At 53.6% G+C, this 23,885-nt stretch carries 24 protein-coding genes; 14 read left to right on the forward strand and 10 right to left on the reverse strand.

The annotated features are described in order from the left end of the window. Position 1: 1 nt before the first annotated feature. The 3 genes from EHT87_RS23105 (at position 2) to ahcY (ending at position 3,583) form a co-directional block, all read left to right on the forward strand. Entirely contained in the window at positions 2-775 is a 774-nt protein-coding gene (locus EHT87_RS23105) for an amidohydrolase (protein WP_124909048.1), read from the forward strand. Positions 776-912: 137 nt separating this feature from the next. Beyond that, complete coding sequence (locus EHT87_RS23110; protein ID WP_124909049.1) at positions 913-2,130, forward strand: pyridoxal phosphate-dependent aminotransferase; 1,218 nt, start codon at positions 913-915, stop codon at positions 2,128-2,130. A 136-nt stretch (positions 2,131-2,266) separates the two neighbouring features. After that, entirely contained in the window at positions 2,267-3,583 is a 1,317-nt protein-coding gene (gene ahcY / locus EHT87_RS23115; RefSeq protein ID WP_124909050.1) for an adenosylhomocysteinase, read from the forward strand. 204 nt (positions 3,584-3,787) lie between these two features. Here the strand turns inward: ahcY and EHT87_RS23120 are convergent, their stop codons facing one another. The 7 genes from EHT87_RS23120 to ccoS form a co-directional block, all read right to left on the reverse strand. Beyond that, positions 3,788-4,477, reverse strand: coding sequence for a sulfite exporter TauE/SafE family protein (locus EHT87_RS23120; protein ID WP_124909051.1), 690 nt, complete (start codon positions 4,475-4,477; stop codon positions 3,788-3,790). 1 nt (position 4,478) lies between these two features. Next, positions 4,479-4,904 (reverse strand): FixH family protein, encoded by a 426-nt coding sequence (locus EHT87_RS23125; protein ID WP_124909052.1) that lies wholly within the window; start codon positions 4,902-4,904, stop codon positions 4,479-4,481. Positions 4,905-5,004: 100 nt separating this feature from the next. Beyond that, entirely contained in the window at positions 5,005-6,456 is a 1,452-nt protein-coding gene (gene ccoG / locus EHT87_RS23130; RefSeq protein ID WP_124909053.1) for a cytochrome c oxidase accessory protein CcoG, read from the reverse strand. A 12-nt stretch (positions 6,457-6,468) separates the two neighbouring features. Continuing rightward, positions 6,469-7,305, reverse strand: a complete 837-nt coding sequence (locus EHT87_RS23135) for a cbb3-type cytochrome c oxidase N-terminal domain-containing protein (protein ID WP_124909054.1) — start codon at positions 7,303-7,305, stop codon at positions 6,469-6,471. Positions 7,306-7,317: 12 nt separating this feature from the next. Then, positions 7,318-7,488, reverse strand: coding sequence for a hypothetical protein (locus EHT87_RS31435; protein WP_185716331.1), 171 nt, complete (start codon positions 7,486-7,488; stop codon positions 7,318-7,320). Between the two features lie 93 nt (positions 7,489-7,581). After that, positions 7,582-9,777, reverse strand: coding sequence for a cytochrome-c oxidase, cbb3-type subunit I (gene ccoN / locus EHT87_RS23140; RefSeq protein ID WP_124909055.1), 2,196 nt, complete (start codon positions 9,775-9,777; stop codon positions 7,582-7,584). Next, a complete protein-coding gene (gene ccoS / locus EHT87_RS31880; protein WP_374756038.1) occupies positions 9,774-10,067 on the reverse strand; it encodes a cbb3-type cytochrome oxidase assembly protein CcoS in 294 nt (97 codons plus the stop codon). The genes ccoN and ccoS overlap by 4 nt, the downstream gene beginning before the upstream one ends. 81 nt (positions 10,068-10,148) lie before the next feature. On the opposite strand from ccoS, the gene EHT87_RS23150 reads away from it, so the two are divergent. Then, positions 10,149-10,898 (forward strand): acyl-CoA desaturase, encoded by a 750-nt coding sequence (locus EHT87_RS23150; RefSeq protein WP_124909057.1) that lies wholly within the window; start codon positions 10,149-10,151, stop codon positions 10,896-10,898. Positions 10,899-10,968: 70 nt separating this feature from the next. On the opposite strand, the gene EHT87_RS23155 is transcribed toward EHT87_RS23150, so the two are convergent. Both EHT87_RS23155 and EHT87_RS23160 read right to left on the reverse strand, forming a co-directional pair. Next, on the reverse strand, positions 10,969-11,535 hold the full coding sequence (locus tag EHT87_RS23155; protein ID WP_124909058.1) for a hypothetical protein: 567 nt from the start codon (positions 11,533-11,535) through the stop codon (positions 10,969-10,971). After that, the gene (locus EHT87_RS23160; protein ID WP_124909059.1) at positions 11,514-14,000 is read right to left on the reverse strand and encodes a heavy metal translocating P-type ATPase; all 2,487 of its coding nucleotides are present in this window, start codon (positions 13,998-14,000) and stop codon (positions 11,514-11,516) included. The genes EHT87_RS23155 and EHT87_RS23160 overlap by 22 nt, the downstream gene beginning before the upstream one ends. A 132-nt stretch (positions 14,001-14,132) precedes the next feature. Between EHT87_RS23160 and hemN the strand changes: the two genes are divergently transcribed. Beyond that, complete coding sequence (hemN, locus tag EHT87_RS23165) at positions 14,133-15,494, forward strand: oxygen-independent coproporphyrinogen III oxidase (protein ID WP_124909060.1); 1,362 nt, start codon at positions 14,133-14,135, stop codon at positions 15,492-15,494. A 65-nt stretch (positions 15,495-15,559) separates the two neighbouring features. Here the strand turns inward: hemN and EHT87_RS23170 are convergent, their stop codons facing one another. Beyond that, a complete protein-coding gene (locus EHT87_RS23170) occupies positions 15,560-16,219 on the reverse strand; it encodes a DUF3267 domain-containing protein (RefSeq protein ID WP_124909061.1) in 660 nt (219 codons plus the stop codon). Between the two features lie 132 nt (positions 16,220-16,351). Here EHT87_RS23170 and EHT87_RS23175 point away from each other — a divergent pair, with 132 nt between their 5' ends. The 9 genes from EHT87_RS23175 to EHT87_RS23215 all read left to right on the forward strand — a co-directional run bounded on the left by EHT87_RS23175 (position 16,352) and on the right by EHT87_RS23215 (position 23,872). Continuing rightward, a complete protein-coding gene (locus EHT87_RS23175; protein WP_124909062.1) occupies positions 16,352-18,019 on the forward strand; it encodes a M1 family metallopeptidase in 1,668 nt (555 codons plus the stop codon). A gap of 5 nt (positions 18,020-18,024) precedes the next feature. Continuing rightward, positions 18,025-18,786, forward strand: a complete 762-nt coding sequence (locus EHT87_RS23180; protein WP_124909063.1) for a 5'-nucleotidase C-terminal domain-containing protein — start codon at positions 18,025-18,027, stop codon at positions 18,784-18,786. Next, a complete protein-coding gene (locus EHT87_RS23185; RefSeq protein WP_124909064.1) occupies positions 18,764-19,687 on the forward strand; it encodes a bifunctional metallophosphatase/5'-nucleotidase in 924 nt (307 codons plus the stop codon). Before EHT87_RS23180 ends, EHT87_RS23185 begins: the two co-directional genes overlap by 23 nt. Positions 19,688-19,760: 73 nt before the next feature. Then, complete coding sequence (locus EHT87_RS23190) at positions 19,761-21,092, forward strand: NAD(P)/FAD-dependent oxidoreductase (protein ID WP_124909065.1); 1,332 nt, start codon at positions 19,761-19,763, stop codon at positions 21,090-21,092. Positions 21,093-21,209: 117 nt separating this feature from the next. Then, a complete protein-coding gene (locus EHT87_RS23195; RefSeq protein ID WP_124909066.1) occupies positions 21,210-21,830 on the forward strand; it encodes a sterol desaturase family protein in 621 nt (206 codons plus the stop codon). Positions 21,831-21,836: 6 nt separating this feature from the next. Next, on the forward strand, positions 21,837-22,307 hold the full coding sequence (locus EHT87_RS23200) for an NADH-quinone oxidoreductase subunit A (protein WP_124909067.1): 471 nt from the start codon (positions 21,837-21,839) through the stop codon (positions 22,305-22,307). An 89-nt stretch (positions 22,308-22,396) separates the two neighbouring features. Next, positions 22,397-22,951, forward strand: a complete 555-nt coding sequence (gene nuoB, locus EHT87_RS23205) for an NADH-quinone oxidoreductase subunit NuoB (protein ID WP_124909068.1) — start codon at positions 22,397-22,399, stop codon at positions 22,949-22,951. Between the two features lie 70 nt (positions 22,952-23,021). Further along, complete coding sequence (locus EHT87_RS23210) at positions 23,022-23,366, forward strand: hypothetical protein (RefSeq protein ID WP_124909069.1); 345 nt, start codon at positions 23,022-23,024, stop codon at positions 23,364-23,366. Positions 23,367-23,374: 8 nt separating this feature from the next. Beyond that, on the forward strand, positions 23,375-23,872 hold the full coding sequence (locus EHT87_RS23215; protein ID WP_124909070.1) for an NADH-quinone oxidoreductase subunit C: 498 nt from the start codon (positions 23,375-23,377) through the stop codon (positions 23,870-23,872). The last annotated feature ends 13 nt before the right edge of the window (positions 23,873-23,885 follow it).

Genomic DNA, 23,885 nt, shown 5'->3' on the forward strand with positions numbered 1-23,885 from the left:
AATGCTTCACCTGACCCTGCTCCAAACCAGCCTCCACTGGGAAGATCCGACGGCCAACCGGGCGATGCTGGAAGAAAAAATCTTCGCGCTGCCCGAAAAAACCGACCTCATTGTGTTGCCGGAAATGTTTACGACCGGTTTTACAATGAACGCCAAAGCCCTGGCCGAACCGATGAATCTGACCACGTTCCGCTGGCTCAAACAGATGGCGGCCCAGACCGACGCCGTGGTGACGGGAAGCTACATTGTGCAGGAAAAGGGCCAGTTCTACAACCGCCTGATCTGGATGGAGCCCGGCGGGTCGTTCGATGTCTACGACAAGCGGCATCTGTTTCGAATGGCGGGGGAAGATCAGACGTATGCCGGGGGCACCAAACGACTGGTAAAATCCTGGCGCGGCTGGAACATCTGTCCCCTGATTTGCTACGATCTCCGGTTTCCGGTCTGGAGCCGAAATACCGGTTTGGAATACGATCTGTTGCTCTACGTTGCCAACTGGCCAGCCTCCCGCAGCACCGCCTGGAACGCCCTGCTGCAAGCCCGCGCCATCGAAAATCTGTCGTATGTAGCTGGTGTCAACCGCGTTGGCGAAGATGGCAACGGGCACCGATACGCGGGCGATTCATCGGTAATCGACCCGAAAGGAGAGATCCTTTTCCGGCAAAACCAAACCGAAACCATTTACCAGACGACCTTGTCGCTGGACGAGTTGCGGGCGTATCGGGAGCGGTTTCCGGCCGACCGCGACGCCGATGCGTTTCAGATTATCGGCTAGAAACCGGCGGTGAACCCTTCAATTTTTTCGCCATTCCGTATAAATATTTAAATTATACGCACTTATCATGAGATAGTTAGTAATTTTGCATTCGGGTTAAAAAGACCCGAGTCTTGAATTAATCATATCATAATCTCATGTCTGCATCGGTAGAAACTGCCAGTTTATTGGCAGACCGCATTATCGCGCTGGAGGAATCGTCGACATTGGCGATGACCAAAAAAGCCCGCGAACTGGCCGCATTGGGCCACAAAGTAATCAGTCTCAGCGTTGGAGAACCTGATTTCAAGACGCCGAAACACATTTGCGAAGCCGCCAAGCAAGCCATCGACGAAGGCTACCACGGTTATTCGCCCGTAGCGGGGTATGCCGATCTGCGGAAAGCCATTGCAGATAAGTTCAAACGGGAAAACAACCTCGACTGGAAACCGGAAAACATCGTGGTCTCGACGGGTGCGAAACACTCGCTGGCGAATGTGATTCAGGTGCTGGTCAACCCTGGCGACGAAGTGATCATTCTGGCTCCATACTGGGTGAGCTACTCCGAAATGGTGAAACTGGCCGAAGGGAAGTCGGTTATCCTCGACGGTGCCTTTGAAAATGACTTTAAAGTAACGGCGGATCAGGTGGAAGCCGCGATTACGGATCGCACCAAAATCGTGATGTACGCGTCGCCCAACAACCCGACCGGTTCGGTGTATAGCGAAGAGGAACTCCGCGCGATTGCCGCCGTGGTGGCCCGGCACGAAAACGTCATTGTGCTGGCCGACGAAATCTACGAACACATCAATTTTACGGATAAGGGCCATTTCAGCATTGGTTCCATTCCGGAAATCAAAGACCGCGTGGTTACCGTTAACGGCGTAGCGAAAGGTTTTGCGATGACGGGCTGGCGGATTGGTTACATCGGAGCCGCCAAGTGGATTGCCGACGGGGTTGAGAAATTGCAGGGACAGGTCACGTCCGGAACCAGCTCGATCTCACAACGCGCCACGATTGCTGCCCTGACCGGCCCCATGGAACCGACCTACGAAATGTCGAAAGCCTACGAACGTCGCCGGGATCTGGTGGTGAAGTTGCTGAAAGACATTCCCGGTTTTAAGGTCAACGTGCCGGAAGGTGCTTTCTACGCGTTCCCGGACATCAGCTATTATTACGGCAAATCGGACGGAACAACGACCATCAACGATTCGGATGATTTTGCCACCTGGATTCTCAATACCGCCTACGTTTCGACGGTAGCCGGATCGGGTTTTGGCGCGCCCAACTGCCTCCGGATTTCGACCGCAGCCTCCGACGAAGCCCTGGCCGAAGCCGTTCAGCGCATTAAAGATGCGGTGGCTACGTTAAAATAAATGGTATTCGGTTTACGGTTTCCAGTTTACGGTGGCTGACGCGTTAGTCTTCGCGCGCTAACATAAAATGCGCCAGCCACTGAAAACCGTAAACCGAATACCACTCTATTCATCAAGCATTAATTACTCCCATTTTATGTCTACAGAAACATCCACCTACGTTCCGTACAAAGTTAAAGACATCGCGCTGGCCGAATGGGGCCGCAAGGAAATCCGGTTGGCCGAAGCCGAAATGCCGGGTTTGATGTCCCTCCGCAAAGAGTTCGGACCGTCGAAACCACTGGCGGGTGCCTACATTGCCGGTTGTCTGCACATGACGATCCAGACCGCCGTTCTGATCGAAACCCTGGTTGAACTGGGTGCCGAAGTGACTTGGTCATCGTGTAACATCTTCTCGACGCAGGACCATGCCGCAGCCGCGATTGCTGCCGCCGGTATTTCGGTGTATGCCTGGAAAGGCATGAACGAGGAAGAATTCAACTGGTGTATCGAGCAGACGCTGTTTTTTGGCGAAGAGCGGAAACCGCTGAATATGATTCTGGACGACGGTGGCGACCTGACCAACATGGTTTTCGACGTCTACCCCGAACTGATTGCCGGAATCAAAGGCTTGTCGGAAGAAACGACGACGGGCGTTCACCGCTTGTATGAGCGCATGAAAAACGGGACGCTGCATTTGCCCGCCATCAACGTCAACGACTCGGTTACCAAATCGAAATTCGATAACAAATACGGTTGCCGCGAGTCGCTGGTCGATGCCATCCGTCGCGGAACGGATTTGATGCTGGCCGGTAAAGTGGCCGTTGTCGCGGGGTATGGCGACGTAGGAAAAGGCTCTGCCGAATCATTGCGGGGTGCTGGTTGCCGCGTGCTGGTGACGGAAATTGACCCGATCTGTGCGCTGCAGGCTGCGATGGATGGCTACGAGGTGGTGACGATGGATGAGGCCGCGACCCGCGCCAACATTTTCGTAACCGCAACGGGCAACATCAATATCGTGAAAGACCGTCACTTCAAGACGATGCGTGACAAGGCGGTGGTGTGTAACATCGGCCACTTCGACAACGAAATCGATATGGCGTGGTTGAATGCCAACTACGGTCATTCCAAAAGCCAAATCAAACCGCAAGTCGATCTGTACGAAATCGACGGCAAGGAAATCATCGTGCTGGCCGAAGGCCGTCTGGTGAACCTGGGTGTGGCGATGGGCCACCCGTCGTTCGTCATGTCGTGCTCGTTCTCGAACCAGACGCTGGCGCAACTCGAACTGTGGGCCAATTCGGATAAATACGAAAACAAGGTCTACATTCTGCCGAAACACCTGGACGAAAAAGTAGCGGCTTTGCACCTCGATCACGTGGGCGCGAAACTGGAAAAACTGGATCAGGAGCAGGCGGAATACATCGGCGTAACCACCGAAGGCCCCTACAAATCGGATCTGTACCGGTATTAGGAGTTAACCGGGGAGAGCCCTGGAAGGGCGGTCTGTCAATAGGCAATAGCCGACATCTGTAGGGGTAGCTCCGGAGGAGCGGCCTGAAGATGTCGGCTATTGCCTGTTAACAGGACAGGCCTCGGGCTTTCATTCCAACAACGTCTAACCGTTAAAACAAGATTTCGCCGTTGAACGCGTCTTTTTAGTTTTTTAACTCTTAACTCACTTCGTGTGGCAAATGGGGACTTCGTGGCCCGTGTGGTCAATGACGGTGGAAGGATAAAAGCCCCGAACCAATAAGAGAAAGGCCAGCGCAATGGTGATGACCGGCATCAATACCGAAAACCGGCGTCGCAGGTTCACTGGAAAAAATGTTGGCACAAACCGCACCAGCAGCAAAGCCGGAACCGTTCCCAGGCCGAATAACGCCATGTACAATGCGCCCGTTGCCGCGCTGCCGGTTGTAATGGCACCCGTCAGAGCCACATACAGAAAACCGCAGGGCAATAAACCGTTCAGGAAGCCCAACCCGGTAAAGGCCTGCAGGGTAGGGCTTTGTAAAAACCGGGACATTGCTTTGGTAACCCAGCTTCTTCCCCCAGTCCGGGTCAGGCCCGCAAGCTTTCCGTGTTGAAACAAAACCCAGGCCAGTAAAAACAGCCCGGCGGTGATGGAAACCGACCGTTGTAAACCCGCCAGCAAGAAGCCCTGGCCGACGGTGCCGACCAGCAACCCTAACCCCGAATACGCAGTAATTCTTCCCAAATGATACAACCCCATCGCCAGTCCGCGTTGCGAACGGGGCAATCGGCCGACGGGCAAGGCCATCGCCAGCGGTCCGCACATGCCGACGCAGTGCAGGCTTCCGACTAAACCCGTTGTCAGGGCTGCGATGATCCAGACGTTTTGCACCTTACGGAATGGTTATGGTTTGTTCCGTGTAAAATTCCTGTCCGTTTTCCGACCAGTTCAGTTGCACGCGCCAGAAACCGGATGCGAGTTTGGCGGTCGAAACCGTTGTTTGTCCGGGCTGCAACGAAACACTCCGATCCTGCCGTCGATCTGAAGGGCGGTAAAACGTCAGCTTGCCGCCGGATGACCCGGTTTCTGATCGCGTTAGCCCAATAGACTGCTGGCTTGCATCGAAGTGAATGGCCGGTGACTCCACCAGTTTCGCCGTTCGGGCGACCCGATTGATCTGCTGCTGATAAGCCATTTCGGTTTGATAATAATCGTCGCGCACCAGATCCACGCGTTGGCGGCACATCCAGTAAACCATCGTGCCAATAAATCCGGCAAAGACGATGTAAATGAGTATGATAGCTTTTCCCCAGTTCATGGTTTTATGGAGTGATTGAGTGAATTAGTGATTGAGTGAAAGGCAAAACCGGTCCAGGGTGAATAAGGAATCTACTTCGCTCAATCACTAATTCACTCAATTATTTGACCGGTCCCAAAAATGTGGTTTCGATCTGATCGACCACTTCATTACCGGCCAGCACGTCGATGCGAAGCGGAGTGCTGTTTTGCCGGATGGTTTTTTCGGGTAAATCGATAAAAAACATTCCCTTGGTCAACTCTCCGGCCGGAACGGATGCCAGCGGTTGTACGAAGCGAAGTCTGGCGTCAACCCGGTTCAACCGGAATCGAATCGGCAGCGTCCGGTACGTTTTATTGACCACCTCCACTAGATACAGATTCGATACCTGGCCGCCTGTCTCACGCTGGAACAACTGCCCCGGTGCTCGTAAAACCGTGACGTCCACCACCGGGCGACTAACAAGCAGATAACCGATCACTCCCAACAAAACGAGCAGGACACCGCTGTAGGCCAGAATCCGGGCCGTAAACCGGAACGGTTTTCCCTGTTCGATGTTGGCCTGGGAATCAATCCGGATCAGTCCGCGCGGTCGTTCGATTTTGTCCATGACACTGTCGCAAACATCGATGCAGGCGGTGCAGTTGATGCACTCCAACTGGGTCCCGTTGCGAATGTCGATGCCCATCGGACAAACCTGCGCACAAAGTTTGCAGTCGATGCAATCGCCCTTTGGCGCAGTAGGAGCGAAGAGGGAAGGTTGGTCCGCTCTTAAACTCTTACCTCTTACCTCTTCATTCTTCACTCGTTTCCCGCGCGGTTCGCCCCGGATGTAATCATAGGCGACAATCAGCGAATTCTTGTCCAGCAAAACGCCCTGCAACCGACCGTACGGACAGATTGTGGTGCAGACGATTTCGCGTAACCAGGCAAAAACGAGGTAGAAGACACAAGTAAAGACGACGATGGTTGCCAAACCTGCGAGGTGCTGCGCCGGGTTGTCGGTGATGAGCGTCAGCCATTGGTCGCGGCCAATGATGTAGGCCAGAAAGGTGTTGCTGATGGCGAACGATATCAGAAAGAAAACGCCGTGTTTCAGGCCTTTTTTGACCACTTTCTCGGTTGTCCAGGGGCTGGCGTCCAGCCGTTTCCGGGCGTTGTAGTCTCCTTCGATCCAGCCTTCGATTTTCCGGAAAACCATCTCCATGAAAATCGTTTGCGGACAGGCCCAGCCGCACCACACCCGGCCATACACGACTGTGAACAGGGCCACAAATACGATAAAGGCAATTAGGCCAAACGCAACCAGGTAAAAATCCTGCGGCCAGAATGGCACGCCGAAAAATATAAACCGCCGTTCGAGTATATTGAACAGGAACAGTGGATGTCCGTCGATCCAGACAAACGGCCCGGCAAACAAGGCAACCAGTAGCACCACGGCCACAACCGTCCGCCAGCGGGTAAACCGGCCCGTGGTTTCGCGCGGATAGAGCCACCGCCGTCCGCCCGAAGCATCGGCGGTGGGCAGGGTATCGCGAAAGTCGGAAGGGGAAAGTGCTACGTCGGATTTCATGAATGTGTTGAGTTAGCGAGTCGCAACGGATTGGCCCATTCCCTCTTTTTCGCCCTGCGGTTCTTTCGCTCCGGCGGGGTTCGAGCCTTGCAGCGACAGGATATAACTGGCAACTTGCTGCACCTGAAGCGGATTTAACTGTTTTTTCCAGGAAACCATGCCTTTTTCGGGAACACCTTCCGTAATGACGTGGAAAACCGCCTTTACATTACCGCCGTGCAGCCAGTAGGCGTCGGTCAGGTTCGGCCCCACTTTCCCCTCGGCATTGGCACCGTGGCAGGCGACGCAGTTTTGCGTGAAAATTGCTTTGCCCGCATCGATTCCTTTCGCATCTTTTAGTTGCGTAACGGTATTTTCGTTGATGGAACCGGCCACTTTTTTGATGTATTCCTCCCGCTGTTTGTCGGCAATGGCCATTTCCTGGGTATACTCCTGGATCATAATTTCACCCGTTCCGAAGACGTGGAAGATGAGCAGGTAAATGACCCCAAAAACGATGGTGCCGTAAAACAGGCCCATGAACCAGGGCGGGGTCGGGTTGTCGAGTTCGGCAATGCCATCGTAAGCGTGTTCCATCATCAGGTCTTTTTCCTGATTCAACGCGTGCAAACCCGCCATCCGCTGCCACCAGGAACGCGTATCGACCGGTTTTGCCACCGGTTCGGGACCTATTATTTTTTTCAGAACGAATACCAGGTTCAGCGCCACTACCCCAACCGTGATCATGCCAACCAGTAGAAAAAGAGCTAGCATGACCAGCACCAAATCCTGACCTGACGAGATGTCCCAGATGGATTTCGCCGGTTCCTGGCCCAGCAGCCCGGCAGTGTATAAAATGAATACATTCATGGAAAGAGGAGGTTAATCGGTTGACGTTTCATCGAGTGGCATCCGGCTCATCTGACGGATGTGGGTTTTATCAACCCACACCAGATACAGCCCAACCAGGATAAAAAAGGCGAGGAAGGTGACGAAGGAGCCGACCATGTAGACGTCCGCACCGGGGATTTTGGAGATAAATTGCTTGAACATAATCTTGGGAGTGACGAGTTAAGAATGAAGAGTTAAGAATTCATGTGCGTCAGCCTATTTTTAACTTTTAACTCTTCACTCTTAACTCATTCCTCATTTGGTTGCGTTTTCCATTTTCTTGATGTCCGTGCCGAGCCGCTGGAGGTAGGCAATCAGGGCGACGATCTCACGGTCGGGATCGACTTTGATGCCGTCTTTCGCCAGCCGATCGCTTACCTGTTTGGCCTGTTTTTGCAGGTCTTCGTTGGCATAGCTGATCGTTGCGTCGTCGTAGGGAACGCCTACTTTTTCCAGGGCCTTCAGTTTGTCCGACGTGTTCGAAATGTCGAGTTTCTGATCCAGCAGCCAGGGATACGATGGCATGATGGATCCCGGCGACATCGATGTTGGGTCGCGCATGTGGTGGTAATGCCAGGAATCAGGGTATTTGCCGCCTTCGCGGTGCAGATCCGGACCCGTCCGTTTGCTGCCCCACAGGAACGGGTGGTCATACACAAATTCGCCCGCCTTGGAATACTCGCCGTAGCGTTCGGTTTCGCTGCGGAAAGGCCGCACCATCTGGCTGTGGCAGTTGACGCAACCCTCCCGGATGTAGAGATCGCGGCCTTGTACTTCCAATGCGGTATAGGGCTGCACGGACGAAATCGTGGGAACATTGGATTCGACCATAAACGTCGGAATCAACTCCACCATCGAACCGATCAGAATGACCACCAGCGAGCCAATCAGCAGTGGAATGGGCTTACGCTCAAACCAGCGGTGCCAGTAGGTGTCGCTTCCCGTGGGAACATAGGCTTGCTCCAGGGCCGGTGCTTCGGCAGCTTCGTTGACTACCAGTTTCCCGGCGGCCATCGTTTTGAAGAGGTTATACGCCATCAGAATCGCGCCCAGCAGGTAGAAAGTACCCCCCACCGCCCGCATCTGGTGCATGGGCAGCAATTGGAGCGTGGTTTCCAGGAAATTGGGGTATTTCAACGTGCCTTCGGGCGTAAACTCCTTCCACATCATGCCCTGCGTGAAGCCCGAAATATACATCGGAACGGCGTAGAACAGGATGCCCAGCGTGCCGAGCCAGAAGTGCGTACTCAGCAGTTTTTTGGAATACAACGGCGTTTTGTAGATGCGCGGAATCAGCCAGTACAGGATGGCGAACGTCAGAAAACCGTTCCAGCCGAGTGCGCCAACGTGGACGTGGGCGACAACCCAGTCGGTAAAGTGGGCGATGGCGTTGACGTTCTTGAGCGACAGCAGCGGCCCTTCGAACGTCGCCATCCCGTAGGCCGTAACCCCCACCACCATGAATTTCAGAATGGTATCTTCCCGAACCTTGTCCCAGGCTCCCCGCAGCGTCAGCAGCCCGTTGATCATTCCGCCCCAGGAGGGTGCAATGAGCATGATGGAAAAAACCACCCCCAGCGACTGCGCCCAGTCGGGCAATGACGAATAGAGCAAGTGGTGCGGACCGGCCCAGATGTAGATGAAAATCAGCGCCCAGAAGTGCAGAATCGACAGTTTGTAGGAGTACACCGGGCGGTTTGCCATCTTGGGCAGAAAGTAATACATCAGGCCCAGAAACGGTGTGGTCAGGAAAAATGCCACGGCATTGTGACCATACCACCACTGCACGAGCGCATCCTGCACCCCGGCGTAGACGTAATAACTTTTGAACAGACTCACCGGCATTTCGTACGAGTTAACGATGTGCAGAACCGCAACCGTGACGAACGTGGCGATGTAAAACCAGATGGCGACGTAGAGGTGGCGCTCCCGGCGTTTTATGATCGTACCGAACATATTGATCCCGAAAACCACCCAGATCAGCGTAATGGCAATGTCGATGGGCCATTCGAGTTCGGCGTATTCGTGGGAGGTGGTCAGACCCAGCGGCAGCGTAATGGCTGCGGCTACGATAATGGACTGCCAGCCCCAGAAGTGAATCTTGCTGAGCAAATCGCTGAACATCCGGGCTTTGCAAAGCCGTTGCAGCGAGTAATAAACACCCATAAAGATGGCATTGCCGACAAACGCGAAAATAACCGCGTTGGTGTGCAGCGGCCGGATCCGTCCGAAGGTCGTATACTGGTTGCCGAGGTTGGCCGCCGGTGCAAACAACTGGCTGGCAATCAGCACCCCGACCAGCATGCCGACGATCCCCCAGATGATGGTGGCAACGGCAAAATTGCGGACGATGCGGTTGTCGTATTCGAAATGCTCGATGACAGGAGCAGCGTTTCGTCCCGGACGGACCGGATCAAGCGAGATAGTAGGCGGTTTTTGTGAAACGTTCATTTTGGTAACGGGCTGGTATCGATAGAGGGAGTTGTTGGTTCATCGTCGAGTAGCATGCGCATGGAAGGCGTGTACAAATCATCCTGCTGGCCGGTTTTCATCGACCACAGGAAAGCTCCGAAGAACCCCAGCGCCAGCAGCAGACTAATACCAATCATAAAGAAGATAATGTTCATATTCGTGAGCGTTTGCCGGGTCAAAAGTGCGGCTAATCCGGTGGGTAACGTATGAGGTTCGTCAGGCCGGTGGCTGATAGAATTCAGGTGGCGCTGCCGGCTGACAAAACTCATTCGGCCGGCTGACCGGTGTTAGACTGGCGATAAAACACGGGAACTACTTTTGGGGCTATTACACCAGATTCTTGTTTCTTAATGATCATTCTCACCTTTTTTCTCGCGCATTGGTACCTGTCGGTGCTGATGCAAACCCTCTTTCTCCACCGCTATGCCGCCCACCAGATGTTTACCATGAGCAAGGGCTGGGAGAAGGTTTTCTACGTTGTGACCTTCATTAGCCAGGGTTCGTCGTTTCTGAGTCCACGCGCGTACGGTATTATGCACCGGCTGCACCACGCCTACGCCGACACCGAGGAAGATCCGCACTCGCCGAAGTATTCCAAGAGCATGATGGATATGATGTGGAAGACCCGGCAGTTTTACAACGACATCCTCAATAACCGTGACACCATTCCGGCGAAGTTCAAAAAGGGCGTGCCCAACTGGCCGTGGATGGAATGGTTCGGGGATCGCTGGCCGGTTCGGGTGGCCTGGGGAACGTTCTACGTCCTGTTTTACATCCAGTTTGCGACGTCACCCTGGCTGTTTCTGCTGCTGCCGTTCCACTTTTTTATGGGGCCGGTACATGGTGCCATCATCAACTGGTGTGCGCACCGCTACGGGTATATCAACTTTAAAGTGGACGATACCGCCAAAAATCTGCTGCCGTTCGATTTTCTGATGATGGGCGAATCCTACCACAACAACCACCACCGGTATGGCGGGCGGGCCAACTTCGGCGGTTTCCGCTGGCACGAATTCGACCCTGCTTACCCGCTCATTCTGTTGATGAATAAAGTCGGAATCGTGAAGCTCCGGCGCGGGCGCGACGAAGCCTATATGTAAAAACCGGGTATGATTCAGGCCAATTCCAGCTCATAGCCAAAGCCGCGGGCTGGAATTTTTTATAGCCAACTCAATGAATCCGGTAATAAATAGTGGCGGTATGAAAGCAGTGAAAGCTTAGAAAAAGGAGCGAAACGCTGAAAAAGAACCAAGGGCGAAAAGGCAGGTTGAAATAAAAAGAATGGCCGATCAACCCAATACCTGCCAGCCAGAAAAAGGGCGTGTACGCCGGTGCCATGAATCCCGGTAAACTTGTACTCCACGGACTATCTGGAAAATAAATCAACGCTATCCAGGAGGCAGCATAGATGAGCAAACCGGCCAGATACAAATAACGTCCATTTTTACGCGTCCGGTCCGAAAACCGCAGCGGCATAATCAAAGTCAAGGCGAAAACCAACGTCCGAGAGCCATTTTCTCCGTAAGCCAACCAGATCGGAATGTCGTTCCAGAATACCTCGGGCCGAAACGCAGTAGGCAACTGGTTTGCTAAAGCGAGGTTCCAAACCAAAATCGGTAGCATCAACAGAAAGCAATTCCGCAAATAGTTTTGTGCAGGTTCAGGTTTCATTTTAATCGTTTCTGTCCGGCATGATTTCCTTGCCGATTCTTGCATTAACCCCCGATTTTCTTCCACCGCATTCCCAGCGTCCCAATCAGCAGCATCGTCGCGGAGCTGACGGGCATCAGGATGGCAGCCACGACGGGCGACAGATTCCCCGTCAGGGCGTAGGACAAACCAATGAAGTTATACAGCAGCGAAACCGCAAAACTGAACCGGATCAGGCGCATACCGAAGCGGCTGTAAGCCAGCAAAGCGGGCAATTTGGACAACGAAGCGGCTTCCAGAATGGCGTCGCTGGCGGGGGTAAACTGAATGGTGTTTTCGGTCACGGCAATGCCGACGTGGGCCTGTTTCAGCGCCCCCGCATCGTTCAACCCGTCGCCGACCATCAACACGCGGTGGCCCTGGTCTTGCAACTGGCGCACGATGTCGAGCTTTTGCTGCGGCTGACAATTGAACGTCATGTGGTCCGGGCTAAACCAGCGGGCCAGTTCGGGCCGGGCCGCGTCGGTATCACCCGAAAGCAGATACAGGTTGTGCGTCGATTGGAGCGCGTCGAGCATCGCATCCAGACCGGGGCGGTACTGGTTCGGAAACCGGAAACAGCCCCGGTAGTGCTGCTCAATGGTGATATGGACACTCGCCCCTGCGGACTCGTTTGCCGTTTTTGGAACGGCTGGTGCCTGCGCCGTCCCCGGATTAATGGGATTGACATACGCGCGGGAACCCATCTTCACTTCCCACCCTTCCACGAATCCGTGCAAGCCATACCCCGGTATTTCCGTAAAATCTTCGACCTCCAGCGGCTGAACCCCGTCCAGATGAGCCGCCAGTTTTCGGCTGAGGGGGTGAGCCGACTGCCGCGCCAGCGAGACCACCAGCGCCCGTTCAAAATCCGTCAAGGCTACCGAAAAATCCTCTACAACTCCCAATTGTCCTTCCGAAGCCCCCCTTTCGCTCTTTCGCTCTTTCGTACTTTCGCCCGTAGTCTCCGTCAGCGTACCGGTTTTATCAAAAACGACGGTATCGCAATCGGCCATTTGCTCGATAACTTCCGCGTTTTTGAGGTATAGCTTCTGCTGGCTCAACTTCCGGAGGCCGTTTCCCAGCGCGAACGGATACGATAGCGACAGAGCACAGGGGCAGGCAATGATCAGAACCGCCGTAAAAGCGTTGAGGGCCCGTGCCGGGTCGTGGCTGTACCAATAGAATCCCACCAGCGTTGCTAACGTAATGACGGTCAGCGTAAAATACTTCCCAACCGCATCGGCAAACGTCCGCATCCGGGAGGTATCGCCTTTGCGAAAAGCGTCGTTATTCCAGAGTTGGGTCAGGTAGCTTTGCGATACGTCCCGCACCACTTCGAGTTCAATGGCTTCGCCGATCTGCTTGCCGCCCGCATACAGCAGCGTCCCCGGTTCTTTGGCTTCCGGCTCCGATTCGCCCGTGACGAAACTGTAATCGATCAGAGCCTGCCCTTGATACAGCAATCCGTCGGCGGGAATCAGCTCCTGGTTGCGAACCCGGATGCGGTCGCCTTTGCGGAGTTCCGCTACGGGAATGGCGGTTTCACCCTCCGGTTTTAAAACCGTTACCGCCAGCGGAAAATACGATTTGTAATCCCGCTCGAACGACAGAAATTCGTGGGTGCGCTGCTGGAACCATTTGCCGCACAACAGAAAGAAAATCAGACCCGTCAGCGAATCGAAATAACCGGCACCGTTGAGGAACAGAACTTCGTAGGTGCCCCGGAAAAATGCTACCAGAATACCCAGCAGAATGGGGAAGTCGATGTTGATGATGCCTTTTTTCAGGCTCGTCCAGACCGATTCAAAGTAGCCCGATGCCGAGTAAAAAACCACCGGAATCGCCAGCCCGATATTGAGCAGGCCGAAAAGGTGTTTAAACGACGGATCGTCGAGGCCGAGGTATTCGGGAAAGCTGAACAGCATGATGTTGCCCGAGCAAAAACCCGCCAGCGCCAGCCGGTAAAGCAACGGGCGGTACGACGGTTTTTGCTGTTCTTTAACCACATCGTTGAGACTGATCAGCGGCTCGTAGCCAATCGAAGCGAGCAGTTCGACCACCTGCCGAAGCGTGAGCTGATCGGGTTGGTAGGTCAGGTGAACCTGCTTTTTGAGAAAATCCACCCGCGATTGCTGAATACCGGGATGAATGCGGTAGAGGTGTTCGAGCAGCCACAGACACGAACTGCAATGGATGGTCGGAACGTAAAACGTAACCCGGGCCACCGACGCACTGGAAAACTCCAGCAGTTGGGCGACGATAGCGGGATGATCCAGAAAGTCGAGCCGGTTTTGCGGGGCATTTTCCGTTTTCAGGCTGTTACCCGGCCGGATTCCGGCTCCTTCCGGATCGATGGAATAATACTGGCAAAGCTGGTTCTGGTTCAGAATGGTATATACCGTTTTGCAGCCTTCACAGCAGAACGGTTTCTCGTCATACCGGATGGGATGTTCTGCACAGTCGGTGCCGCAGTGGTAGCAGGTGGTGGCCGAAATGGTTGCTGTAGGCATACCTTAATTTTTTGGCAAATTGGGCATGAATACCGGGTTAAACCCTGACGAGCGTCAGCCGTTGCGCTGATCCCGGTCAGGGTTCGCCGTTGGGAACGCTGCCAATTTTGTGGCTCCAATCACCCAAACCGTATGCCGTCTCTGATTCAGAAATACGACGTTCCCGGCCCGCGCTACACCAGTTACCCGACGGTGCCGTTCTGGGACCCCGCCACGTTCAGCCAAACCGCCTGGCTGCAAAATCTGCAACGGGCGGTTTCGGCCACAAACGGCCCAACCGGTTTGAGTCTGTACATTCACCTGCCGTATTGCGAGAGCCTCTGTACGTTCTGTGGCTGTAACAAACGCATCACCCGCAACCACGGCGTCGAAGGTCCGTACATCGATGCGGTTTTGGCCGAATGGATGTTATACTGCGACCTTCTGCCGGAACGTCCGCGCCTTGCGGAACTGCATTTGGGCGGAGGAACACCCAGCTTTTTTTCGCCCGACCAGCTGGAACGGCTGCTGACGGGCATCTTTGAGCGGGCCACGCCCATCGAATCTCCGGATTACGGCTGGGAGGGGCACCCCAACAATACCACCCGCCAACACCTGCAGGTACTCTACAAGTTCGGTTTCCGGCGGGTTAGCTTTGGCGTTCAGGATTATGCTCCGGTGGTCCAGAAAGCCATTCACCGGCTTCAGCCGTTCGAAAACGTTCGGCAGGTGACGAACTGGGCCCGCCAGATGGGTTACCGATCCATTAGCCACGACATCGTGTTTGGACTGCCGTTTCAGACGCCGGATTCGATTACCGATACCTTCTATAAAACGCTGATGTTGCGGCCCGACCGCATAGCCTTTTATTCGTACGCGCATGTGCCCTGGATCAAAGGCAACGGCCAGCGTGGTTTTCGGGACGAAGATCTGCCGTCGGGCGAACAGAAACGGGTGCTTTACGAAACCGGGCGGGCGTTGCTGGAACAGGCGGGGTATGTCGAAATCGGCATCGACCATTTCGCCCTCCCGCACGATGCCTTATACAAAGCCCTGCAAACCGGGACGCTGCACCGGAATTTTATGGGCTACACCACCACCCAAACCCGCGTCCTGATCGGCCTCGGAACCTCGTCCATTGGCGATGTGTGGTCGGCGTTTGCCCAGAACGAAAAAGACCTGGATACCTACCTGAACCGGGTTCGGGCGGGCGAATTGCCGCTGTTGCGCGGCCATGTGCTCAGTGACGAAGATCAGTTTCTGCGCCGGCAGATTCTGAACATCATGTGCCAGGGCGAAACCCGCTGGACCTGGGATAGCTGGACGGAGGACGAGTGGGCGGTTTTGTGCGACCGCCTGGAGTCGTTCCGGTTTGATGGGTTGATCGATTTCAACGCGGAAGGATTGCGGGTGCTTCCGGAAGGTCGGCCGTTCCTGCGGAATATCTGCATGGCGTTCGATGCGCGGCTTGCCCATGCCCAGCCCCGGACGCAGCTGTTTTCGCAGACGGTTTGATGGTTCCTGTGCCGAAATGCTTTCGGGCGGGTTGGTTTGGGAGGTAAACCTGTCGTAATCACGGACTAAACGGGGCCGCCCGGCGGTTCGTGGGTACGTTCGTAAAAGTACGATTTTCGTTCATCGAGGTCGTCGTAGGTATACATCATCCGGTGCCGGTTTTTTACCGCATACCGCACCAGGACATAATCGCCGAGACAGCCCAGGGTGTGGAACAGAAGAATGGTGCCCCAGATTAAACCCAGCGATGGCCAGATGACCCAGGCCGACACCAGACCCGTTGTAATAACCAGAAAGGGCATAACGGCCACAAGTGCATTTTCCCGTAACGACATGACGAATCGCTGCGCGTAGGCGTAAATAATCAGGCTTTTGATGGAATAGCCAAAGCCGACATCGGGCGCGCCCAGCGCTTTGAAAACCAGGGCGTGGATGCCTTCATGAATGGGCATCAACAGAAACAAACCGCCGATGGCGACCGGAAAGTGCCACCAGGATATTGTTCCGGCATTTTTGGCCAGAAAAAAGCCCACAATCCCACCCAATCCGGCCATAATCCCGAAGACCAGTACCGATTTAACCGTCAGGCGAAAGGGCTTTTTTTCCACCGGTGGAGTTAGGCCCAATTCGCGCAGCAAAAACTGTTTCATATCGTCGATCGAAAACGATTCCACAAGGTGAAACCGGTCTGATTCGCCGAATTCGGAAATGCCTGGTTTTTTCATACCACGAATTGGAGTGCGTTTGCTGACCCAAGATAAGACCAAACCGGTTATAAATCATCGCACTGACGCCTTGCTGATACTGGTTGGCGGGCTATAATTGCTTATTATTGTGTAGAATTTGGACACGCATTCATGAAAAAATGGGTAATGGCCGTCGCGGCCTTTTTATGTTTCATTCCTCTTCTTGCTCAACAACCGCAGCAAACTTCTGAACCCGAACGCTTTACCCGGCAGGATTCGCTGCGCGGTTCGCTTCGTCCCGAAAGAACGTGCTATAATGTCGTCTTTTATGACCTCAATTTAACGGTCGATCCGGCTACAAAATCCATTGCGGGGAGCAATACCATCCGGTATCGGGTGAGGACGCCTTTTAAACGCATGCAAATTGATTTGTTTGAAAACCTGAGCATCGATGCGATCACGCAGGGCGGGCAAGCATTGCGCTACACGCGCGAAGGCAACGCCATTTTTGTGACGATGCGGGCTGCGCAGGAAGTGGATAATGTAGAAGAAATAAAAGTCGCCTACCATGGAAAGCCCCGGGAAGCGGTGAATCCGCCCTGGGATGGCGGTTTTTCCTGGAGCAAAGACAGCACCGGCAACGACTGGGTGGGGGTTTCGTGCGAGGGGCTGGGCGCCAGTTCGTGGTGGCCCTGCAAAGACCATTTGTCCGATGAACCCGAATCGATGCAGATGACGTTCCGCGTCCCCCGCGGTCTGAAAGCCGTCTCGAACGGACGGCTTCTGGAAGAGCGGGAGGTTGGCGATAACCAGACCGAGTTTGTCTGGGCGGTTTCGTATTCGATCAATACCTACAACGTTACCTTTAACCTGGGGGATTATGTCTCGATTCAGAGCCAATACCGCAGCCGGGATTATCAATACCTCGACCTGAACTACCATGTGCTGCGCTATAACGAAGAAAAAGCCAAAGCGCACTTCGAGCAGGTGATTGGGATGCTGGATTGTTACGAGTGGTATTTCGGTCACTATCCTTACTGGCGGGATGGCTACTCGCTGGTCGAAACGCCGTATTGGGGCATGGAGCACCAAAGCGCCATCGGCTACGGGAATAAATACCAGAACAATCCGTTCGGCTTCGATTTTATCCTCATTCACGAGAGTGCCCATGAGTATTTTGGCAATAGCCTGAGCTGTTCCGATCCGGCCGAAATGTGGATTCACGAAGCCTTTGCTACCTACATGGAATCCATTTACGTCGAAAATACGCACGGCCCTCCGCAGGCCATCAAGTATTTGATGACGCAAAAACCCCTGATTAAAAACAAATATCCGTTAATCGGCCCCCGGGGTGTTAATTTCCAGCACAAGGATACGGACATTTATTACAAGGGAACGTGGTTGCTGCATTCGCTGCGGTGTGTGGTAGACGACGACAATGTCTGGTTCATGGCCCTGCGCCAGGTCGCGCTGGAGCGAAAACATTCCATCGTAACCACCAAACAGATTATCGATATTCTGTGTCGGGAAACCAACATCGATCTGCGGCCGATCTTTGATCAGTTCCTGAACCATGCCGCCCCGCCCGTGCTCGAATACAAAGTAACCGAGAAGGGCGATTTTATCGAAATTCAACACCGCTGGATTGCCGATGCTCCGGGGTTCAATATGCCCCTGAAATACCGGTTTGCCTACGGACCGTGGCATACGTTGTTTACAACGCGGGAGTGGCAAACCATGCTCATTCGCCGGTCGCAGGGCTGGTTGAATTTTGCGTATGAATTGCAATATTTTGGCGCCCGGCCCTTGGTAGAAACCGGGCCAAAAACTCAGGAATAACCATCATGCGAATCCAAAAAACGTTCATTCTGCCGGTTCTGGCGTTGCTGACAACGGCTTGCCAAACGGGCTATCACCTGACCGACCAGGCGTATAAGCGCGTCGTGATCGACTCCCTGGCGGCTCCGGCCGACAGCGGTATGGCCCGCTTTCTGCAACCCTACAAGCAGAAAATGGATCAAACCATGAACGAGGTGCTGGTGCAATCGGCGGTGCCGCTGGACCGGGCTAAACCCGAATCGGCCATCAACAACATGCTGACCGACGCCATGTTGCAGTATGCGCAGCAGAAGCTGGGGCAAGCGGCCGATTGTTCGCACCTGAACTACGGCGGTATCCGGACGGGGCTGCCCAAAGGTCCGATCCGGATTGGTAACATTTATGAAGTGATGCCCTTTGACAACCAGCTCGTTATGCTGACGCTGAAAGGCTCGATGCTGCGGCAGTTTTTTGAATATTTCGTGGGCAGCGAGGCCGATGAAAAGTCACTGGTGGTGGGCGGAGTCCGGGTTGTGATTAAGGATAACGTCATTACAAACCTGACATTTACGAACGGAAAGACGTTTGATCCCAATCAGACTTATACGGTTTTGATGAGCGACTACATTGCCGATCGGGGCGGGAAAACGGCTTTTCTGAAAGATGCCGTGGCCCGGAAAGATTTCAACGTCGCCCTTCGGGATGTTTTCATTGATTATTTTCGCCAGCTTGGCCAATCCGGCCAGCCCATAAATCCGACCATCGATGGACGCATTACAATCCAATAGACGCCAGTTTCTGAAACTATTCGGTACGGCCGCCGTGATCGGTGGGCTAGCACCGGAGGCACTGGCGAAACCGAAACTCACCAAGCTGACCATCCTGCATACCAACGACGTTCACAGCCGCCTGGACCCGTTTCCGATGGACGGGAGCCGCAACGCCGGGCGGGGTGGTATTGTCCGCCGGGCCACGCTGATCGATCAGATTCGGAACGAGCAGCCCAATGTGCTGCTGTTCGACGCCGGTGATCTGTTTCAGGGAACGCCCTACTTCAATCTGTACAAAGGCGAACCTGAAGTGCAGGCCATGAACCGGATGCGTTACGACGCCAGCACCATCGGCAACCACGACTTCGACGGCGGTATGGACAACATGGTGACGCAGTTCGGAAAAGCCAATTTTCCGTTTTTGATTGCCAATTACGACTTTAAAAATACGGCGATGAATGGCCGGACGGAACCGTACCGGATTTTCAAAAAAGACGGGTTGAAGATTGGCGTATTTGGGTTGGGAATTAAACCGGAAGGCCTGATTCCGAAAGAGTTGTACAAGGAGACCGTATATACCGAGCCGGTGGAAACGGCCAACGCGGTGGCTGCGGATTTGCGGAACAATAAAAAATGCGATTACGTCATCTGCCTGTCGCATCTGGGTTATCAGTACAATGATACCAACGTTTCCGACCGCGTGCTGGCGTCCAAAACCCGCAACATCGATTTGATTATCGGTGGTCATACACACACCTTTCTGGATGCTCCCGTAAACGTTCTGAGCCAGGACGGTTTGCCGGTTTTGATCAACCAGGTCGGTTTCGCCGGTATTTACCTGGGACGGATCGACCTGACGTTTGAGCGGGGGAAAGCAAAGGTGATGAGCGAAAGTAAGGCCGTAGAAGTAAAATCATGATGGTCAGGGCGTCGGGTTGAAACCTTACGGAAACGATTGGAGTTATTCCAGCAAAGGTTTAACGCTAGAGAACATGAACCCAAATATTCCACGTACCGACCGAAAACGCGTAGTAATTGTGGGGGCGGGGTTCGGAGGGTTGCAACTCGCACGCAAACTCTCCAGTCGGAAAGAGTTTCAGGTGGTTCTGATCAATAAAAATAACTTCCACGAATTTCAGCCCCTGTATTACCAGGTGGCGACCTCCGGCCTGGAAGCCAGCTCTATTTTGTTTCCGCTTCGGGCGGTTTTTCAGAACTGCCAGAATGTTCATATCCGCGTCACAACCGTCACGGCCGTTCACCCCGAGACCAGGACCATCGATACTGACTTAGGGCCCATTGAATACGACTACCTGGTGGTGGCTACCGGAGCCGATACCAACTTTTTCGGTATGCAGAACATCATCGAGCGCGCTTTGCCGATGAAGTCGGTTTCGGAAGCCATTACGCTCCGAAACCGGATACTCCAGAACTTCGAAGACGCCCTCTCGGTGGATAGCGTAGACGAAAAAGAGGGTTTTTTAAATGTGGTCGTAGTGGGCGGAGGGCCTACGGGTGTCGAGTTATGCGGAACCTTTGCCGAAATGCGAAAAACCGTGTTGCCCAGCGATTACCCCGAACTGGATTTCAAGATGATGCAAATCTACCTGATCGAATCCGGGGCGGAACTGCTGGGGCCGATGTCCGAGAATTCGCACGTAAAATCGCAGGAATACCTCGAAAAGCTCGGGGTAGTCGTGAAACTAAATACCCGGGTGAAGGATTTCGACGGGCGATATGTTTATATGGCCGACGGTGCCACCATCCGGACCAACAACCTGGTTTGGGCGGCCGGTGTAAAAGCCAATCCGCTCAACGGTTTGCCGACGGAAGCCATCGGCAAGGGTAATCGTCTGATGGTCAACCGGTTTAGTCAGGTGGAGGGCTTTACGGATATTTATGCCATTGGTGACATTGCCCTGATGACGGAAGAAAAATACCCGCATGGTCACCCGCAAATTGCCCAGCCGGCGATTCAGCAGGGCAAACACCTGGCTCGAAACTTCATTCGTATGGTAAAAAATCAGCCGGTGGAGCCGTTTACGTATAAAGACCTGGGTACCATGGCAACCATTGGGCGGGGAAAAGCCGTTGTTGATCTGCCTTTCTGGAGTTTTCAGGGTGTTTTTGCCTGGATGGTGTGGCTTTTTATTCACCTGATGGCTATTGTCGGGGTGAAAAACCGCCTGCTCATTCTGATCAACTGGGCCTGGAATTACCTCAGCGACGATCAATCGCTGCGGCTGATTATCAAACCCAAACTTCCGAAAGGGAATTTTGACGCCATCAAACAGAAAGTAGAAGATCAGTTGGTTACAAAGTAGGAATCGGTCAACTTGCTTGACTAACTGTTGAAAAGTAGTTTACATTTGCGCATAATACGTATACAACCTCGCCTGGTGCGTTCCCCAACGTTCCGGCGGCATTTAATTTTTACCTCTATGGAACAAACTATCACCAAAATCAGACCCAAAAATAGTGGGACCAAAACGTTGTTCGAGAACCCCCTTCTCGAACGATTATCGCGTACCCACATCGCCGTTCCGATTTCAATCTATCTGGTGACTTCTACGCTTTTTGCCTGGTACGCCTTTGCGTACACGGATATGTCGGCTGGCTGGATCGTTTTGCTGTTTTTTGCCGGTACGCTGGTTTTTACGCTGGTCGAATACGCCGTTCACCGGGGTGTTTTTCACATGGATACCGACACGCCGACGAAGGCTAAAATGCAATACACCTTCCACGGGATTCACCACGAGTACCCGAAAGATAAAACCCGGCTGGCCATGCCACCGGCCGCGGCTATCGTTGTGGGCGCTGCCTTGTTTGGCGTCATGTTTCTGTTGCTGGGTGAGGCCTCGTACGCGTTTTTTCCCGGCTTTTTGGTGGGCTATTCGGGCTATTTGTTCGTCCACTTTATCGTTCATGCCTACGCTCCGCCCAAAAATTTCTTTAAGTGGCTGTGGATCAATCACTCCGTCCACCATTATAAAAGCCACGAGAAAAATTACGGCGTTTCATCCCCGTTCTGGGACATTGTTTTTGGAACGTATATGAAATAAATGGAGATGCTATCCGACTTTGGTATCATCTTATTGTTCATCATAACCGGCCTGACGTTTGTTGGGCTGGTTTTGTTTGTTGGGAGCCTGCTTCGGCCCAACCGCCCCAACCTCGAAAAACTGACCACCTATGAATCAGGCGAAGAACCGGTCGGCAATGCCAACGTGCAGTTCAATGTTCGGTTTTATGTGGTGGCCATCATTTTTGTCCTGTTCGATGTGGAACTGGTTTTTCTGTTTCCGTGGGCAACGGTTTTTGGCCAGAAAGTGTTAATTGACGAGACAAACGGGTTGTGGGGCTGGCTTTCATTGACCGAAATGCTGGTATTTGTGGCCCTGCTGGCCCTCGGTCTGGCGTATGTCTGGGCAAAAGGGTATCTGGATTGGGTGAAACCGGAACCCAAAGTGCCGGAAATGAACACGCCGGTGCCGGCGTCTTTGTACGAAAAAGTGAATCAGAAATATAAAAATAGGTAATTGGTTGACGGTTCAGGGTTTTCAGTTTACGGTTAAGTGCCTGGTAACTTATCGTAAACTGAAAACCCTAAACCGTCAACTCTTAAAAAATGAGCGGGTTACTCGACCAACGATTTAAATCCGGCGAAGGCGGGGTACTGCTGACCACCGCCGAAGATCTCCTGAACTGGGCGCGGCTCTCGTCGCTGTGGCCGATGGGGTTCGGGCTGGCCTGCTGCGCCATCGAAATGATGCAGACGTTCGCTTCGGGCTACGATCTGGAGCGGTTCGGGATTTTCCCCCGGCCTTCGCCCCGGCAGTCCGACGTCATGATTGTTTCCGGAACGGTAACCTTCAAGATGGCCGACCGCATCCGGCGGCTTTATGAACAAATGCCCGAACCGCGCTACGTAATCTCGATGGGCTCGTGTTCCAACTGCGGAGGGCCTTACTGGCAGCATGGTTATCACGTGGTCAAGGGTGTCGACCGGATCATTCCCGTCGATGTCTACGTGCCCGGCTGTCCACCGCGTCCCGAAGCCCTGATTGGCGGTTTCCTGAAACTTCAGGAGAAAATCCGCAACAGCCGACTGACCGAAGAACCCGCGCCGACGGCGTTGCTAGCACTGGAAGCGAATGAACTGGCGGAAACTGGATCACTTTAGTTTTCAAAAATCAGCACGCGCTCCAACCAAGTAAAGGATAAAAGGGTCATACGGGTAAACGAAGAACTCTATGAAAACGATCCTGATCATTCTGACGGTATTTTGTCTTTTCGCCTGTGGAAAAGACGAGAAAGATGCCGGCCCCGAACTGGAAGCGGAAGCCATGTTACACGCCGATAATCTGGCCGCAGACGGTTGCCGGACGCACGTGACGCTTCATTATGGTGATTTGCAGAAGCAGATTAAATACGCGCCCGACGCCGAATCGGCGGCCAAAATTGAAAGCTTTGTCGGTCAATCTATGGAAAAATCGGCGGTCATTACCTACCGGTTAACGGGCAACAAAAAAGTTGTCGAGTGCGGCTGGGGCTCTAAATTTGATGCGGAAGAAATCATAATAGACTCAATTCGCTAACTTGCGGAATGACTTTTTCCGAAATCGCCGAACGGCTGGCCGGCCACTTTAGCACCGGTGTTATCCTGCAAACCAATACCGCAAACCCGCAGCCTTTTCTGGTGGTGGAGTCGGCGCAAATTGCCGACGTTTGCCGGTTTTTGCGGGATGATGACAGGTTTTTTTTCGATTTTCTGGCCAACATGACCGGGATCGATAACGGCCTGCAAGCCAACACGATGGAGGTGGTTTATAACCTGACTTCGATTCCGTACGAACATAATTTGATGCTGAAAGTCGTGGTGCCCCGCAACGCCGAAGGAGAACCGCTGCCGGTTGTTCCGACGGTTAGCCACGTCTGGCGGACGGCCGACTGGCACGAGCGCGAAATCTACGACCTGGTCGGTATCCATTTCGAGGGCCATCCCGACCTGCGCCGGATTCTGCTCCCCACCGACTGGCAGGGCCATCCGTTGCGGAAGGATTACAGGGAAGTTGAAACGTATCACGGAATCAAGGTCAAATAGCCCGGCAAGCCGG

The organism is Larkinella knui (assembly GCF_003858645.1).
In the GTDB taxonomy this organism is placed as follows: domain Bacteria; phylum Bacteroidota; class Bacteroidia; order Cytophagales; family Spirosomataceae; genus Larkinella; species Larkinella knui.

What these genes read in the sequence shown, in the direction of transcription:
- ccoG (WP_124909053.1), bottom strand. Translation starts at nt 6,456, where the DNA reads ATGAAATCCGACGTAGCACTTTCCCCTTCCGACTTTCGCGATACCCTG.
- ahcY (WP_124909050.1), top strand. Translation starts at nt 2,267, where the DNA reads ATGTCTACAGAAACATCCACCTACGTTCCGTACAAAGTTAAAGACATC.
- nuoB (WP_124909068.1), top strand. Translation starts at nt 22,397, where the DNA reads ATGAGCGGGTTACTCGACCAACGATTTAAATCCGGCGAAGGCGGGGTA.
- EHT87_RS31435 (WP_185716331.1), bottom strand. Translation starts at nt 7,488, where the DNA reads ATGTTCAAGCAATTTATCTCCAAAATCCCCGGTGCGGACGTCTACATG.
- EHT87_RS23135 (WP_124909054.1), bottom strand. Translation starts at nt 7,305, where the DNA reads ATGAATGTATTCATTTTATACACTGCCGGGCTGCTGGGCCAGGAACCG.
- EHT87_RS23195 (WP_124909066.1), top strand. Translation starts at nt 21,210, where the DNA reads ATGGAACAAACTATCACCAAAATCAGACCCAAAAATAGTGGGACCAAA.
- EHT87_RS23170 (WP_124909061.1), bottom strand. Translation starts at nt 16,219, where the DNA reads ATGAAAAAACCAGGCATTTCCGAATTCGGCGAATCAGACCGGTTTCAC.
- hemN (WP_124909060.1), top strand. Translation starts at nt 14,133, where the DNA reads ATGCCGTCTCTGATTCAGAAATACGACGTTCCCGGCCCGCGCTACACC.
- ccoS (WP_374756038.1), bottom strand. Translation starts at nt 10,067, where the DNA reads ATGAGTTTTGTCAGCCGGCAGCGCCACCTGAATTCTATCAGCCACCGG.
- EHT87_RS23180 (WP_124909063.1), top strand. Translation starts at nt 18,025, where the DNA reads ATGCGAATCCAAAAAACGTTCATTCTGCCGGTTCTGGCGTTGCTGACA.
- EHT87_RS23175 (WP_124909062.1), top strand. Translation starts at nt 16,352, where the DNA reads ATGAAAAAATGGGTAATGGCCGTCGCGGCCTTTTTATGTTTCATTCCT.
- EHT87_RS23105 (WP_124909048.1), top strand. Translation starts at nt 2, where the DNA reads ATGCTTCACCTGACCCTGCTCCAAACCAGCCTCCACTGGGAAGATCCG.
- ccoN (WP_124909055.1), bottom strand. Translation starts at nt 9,777, where the DNA reads ATGAACGTTTCACAAAAACCGCCTACTATCTCGCTTGATCCGGTCCGT.
- EHT87_RS23150 (WP_124909057.1), top strand. Translation starts at nt 10,149, where the DNA reads ATGATCATTCTCACCTTTTTTCTCGCGCATTGGTACCTGTCGGTGCTG.
- EHT87_RS23110 (WP_124909049.1), top strand. Translation starts at nt 913, where the DNA reads ATGTCTGCATCGGTAGAAACTGCCAGTTTATTGGCAGACCGCATTATC.
- EHT87_RS23185 (WP_124909064.1), top strand. Translation starts at nt 18,764, where the DNA reads ATGGACGCATTACAATCCAATAGACGCCAGTTTCTGAAACTATTCGGT.
- EHT87_RS23160 (WP_124909059.1), bottom strand. Translation starts at nt 14,000, where the DNA reads ATGCCTACAGCAACCATTTCGGCCACCACCTGCTACCACTGCGGCACC.
- EHT87_RS23215 (WP_124909070.1), top strand. Translation starts at nt 23,375, where the DNA reads ATGACTTTTTCCGAAATCGCCGAACGGCTGGCCGGCCACTTTAGCACC.
- EHT87_RS23210 (WP_124909069.1), top strand. Translation starts at nt 23,022, where the DNA reads ATGAAAACGATCCTGATCATTCTGACGGTATTTTGTCTTTTCGCCTGT.
- EHT87_RS23200 (WP_124909067.1), top strand. Translation starts at nt 21,837, where the DNA reads ATGCTATCCGACTTTGGTATCATCTTATTGTTCATCATAACCGGCCTG.
- EHT87_RS23125 (WP_124909052.1), bottom strand. Translation starts at nt 4,904, where the DNA reads ATGAACTGGGGAAAAGCTATCATACTCATTTACATCGTCTTTGCCGGA.
- EHT87_RS23190 (WP_124909065.1), top strand. Translation starts at nt 19,761, where the DNA reads ATGAACCCAAATATTCCACGTACCGACCGAAAACGCGTAGTAATTGTG.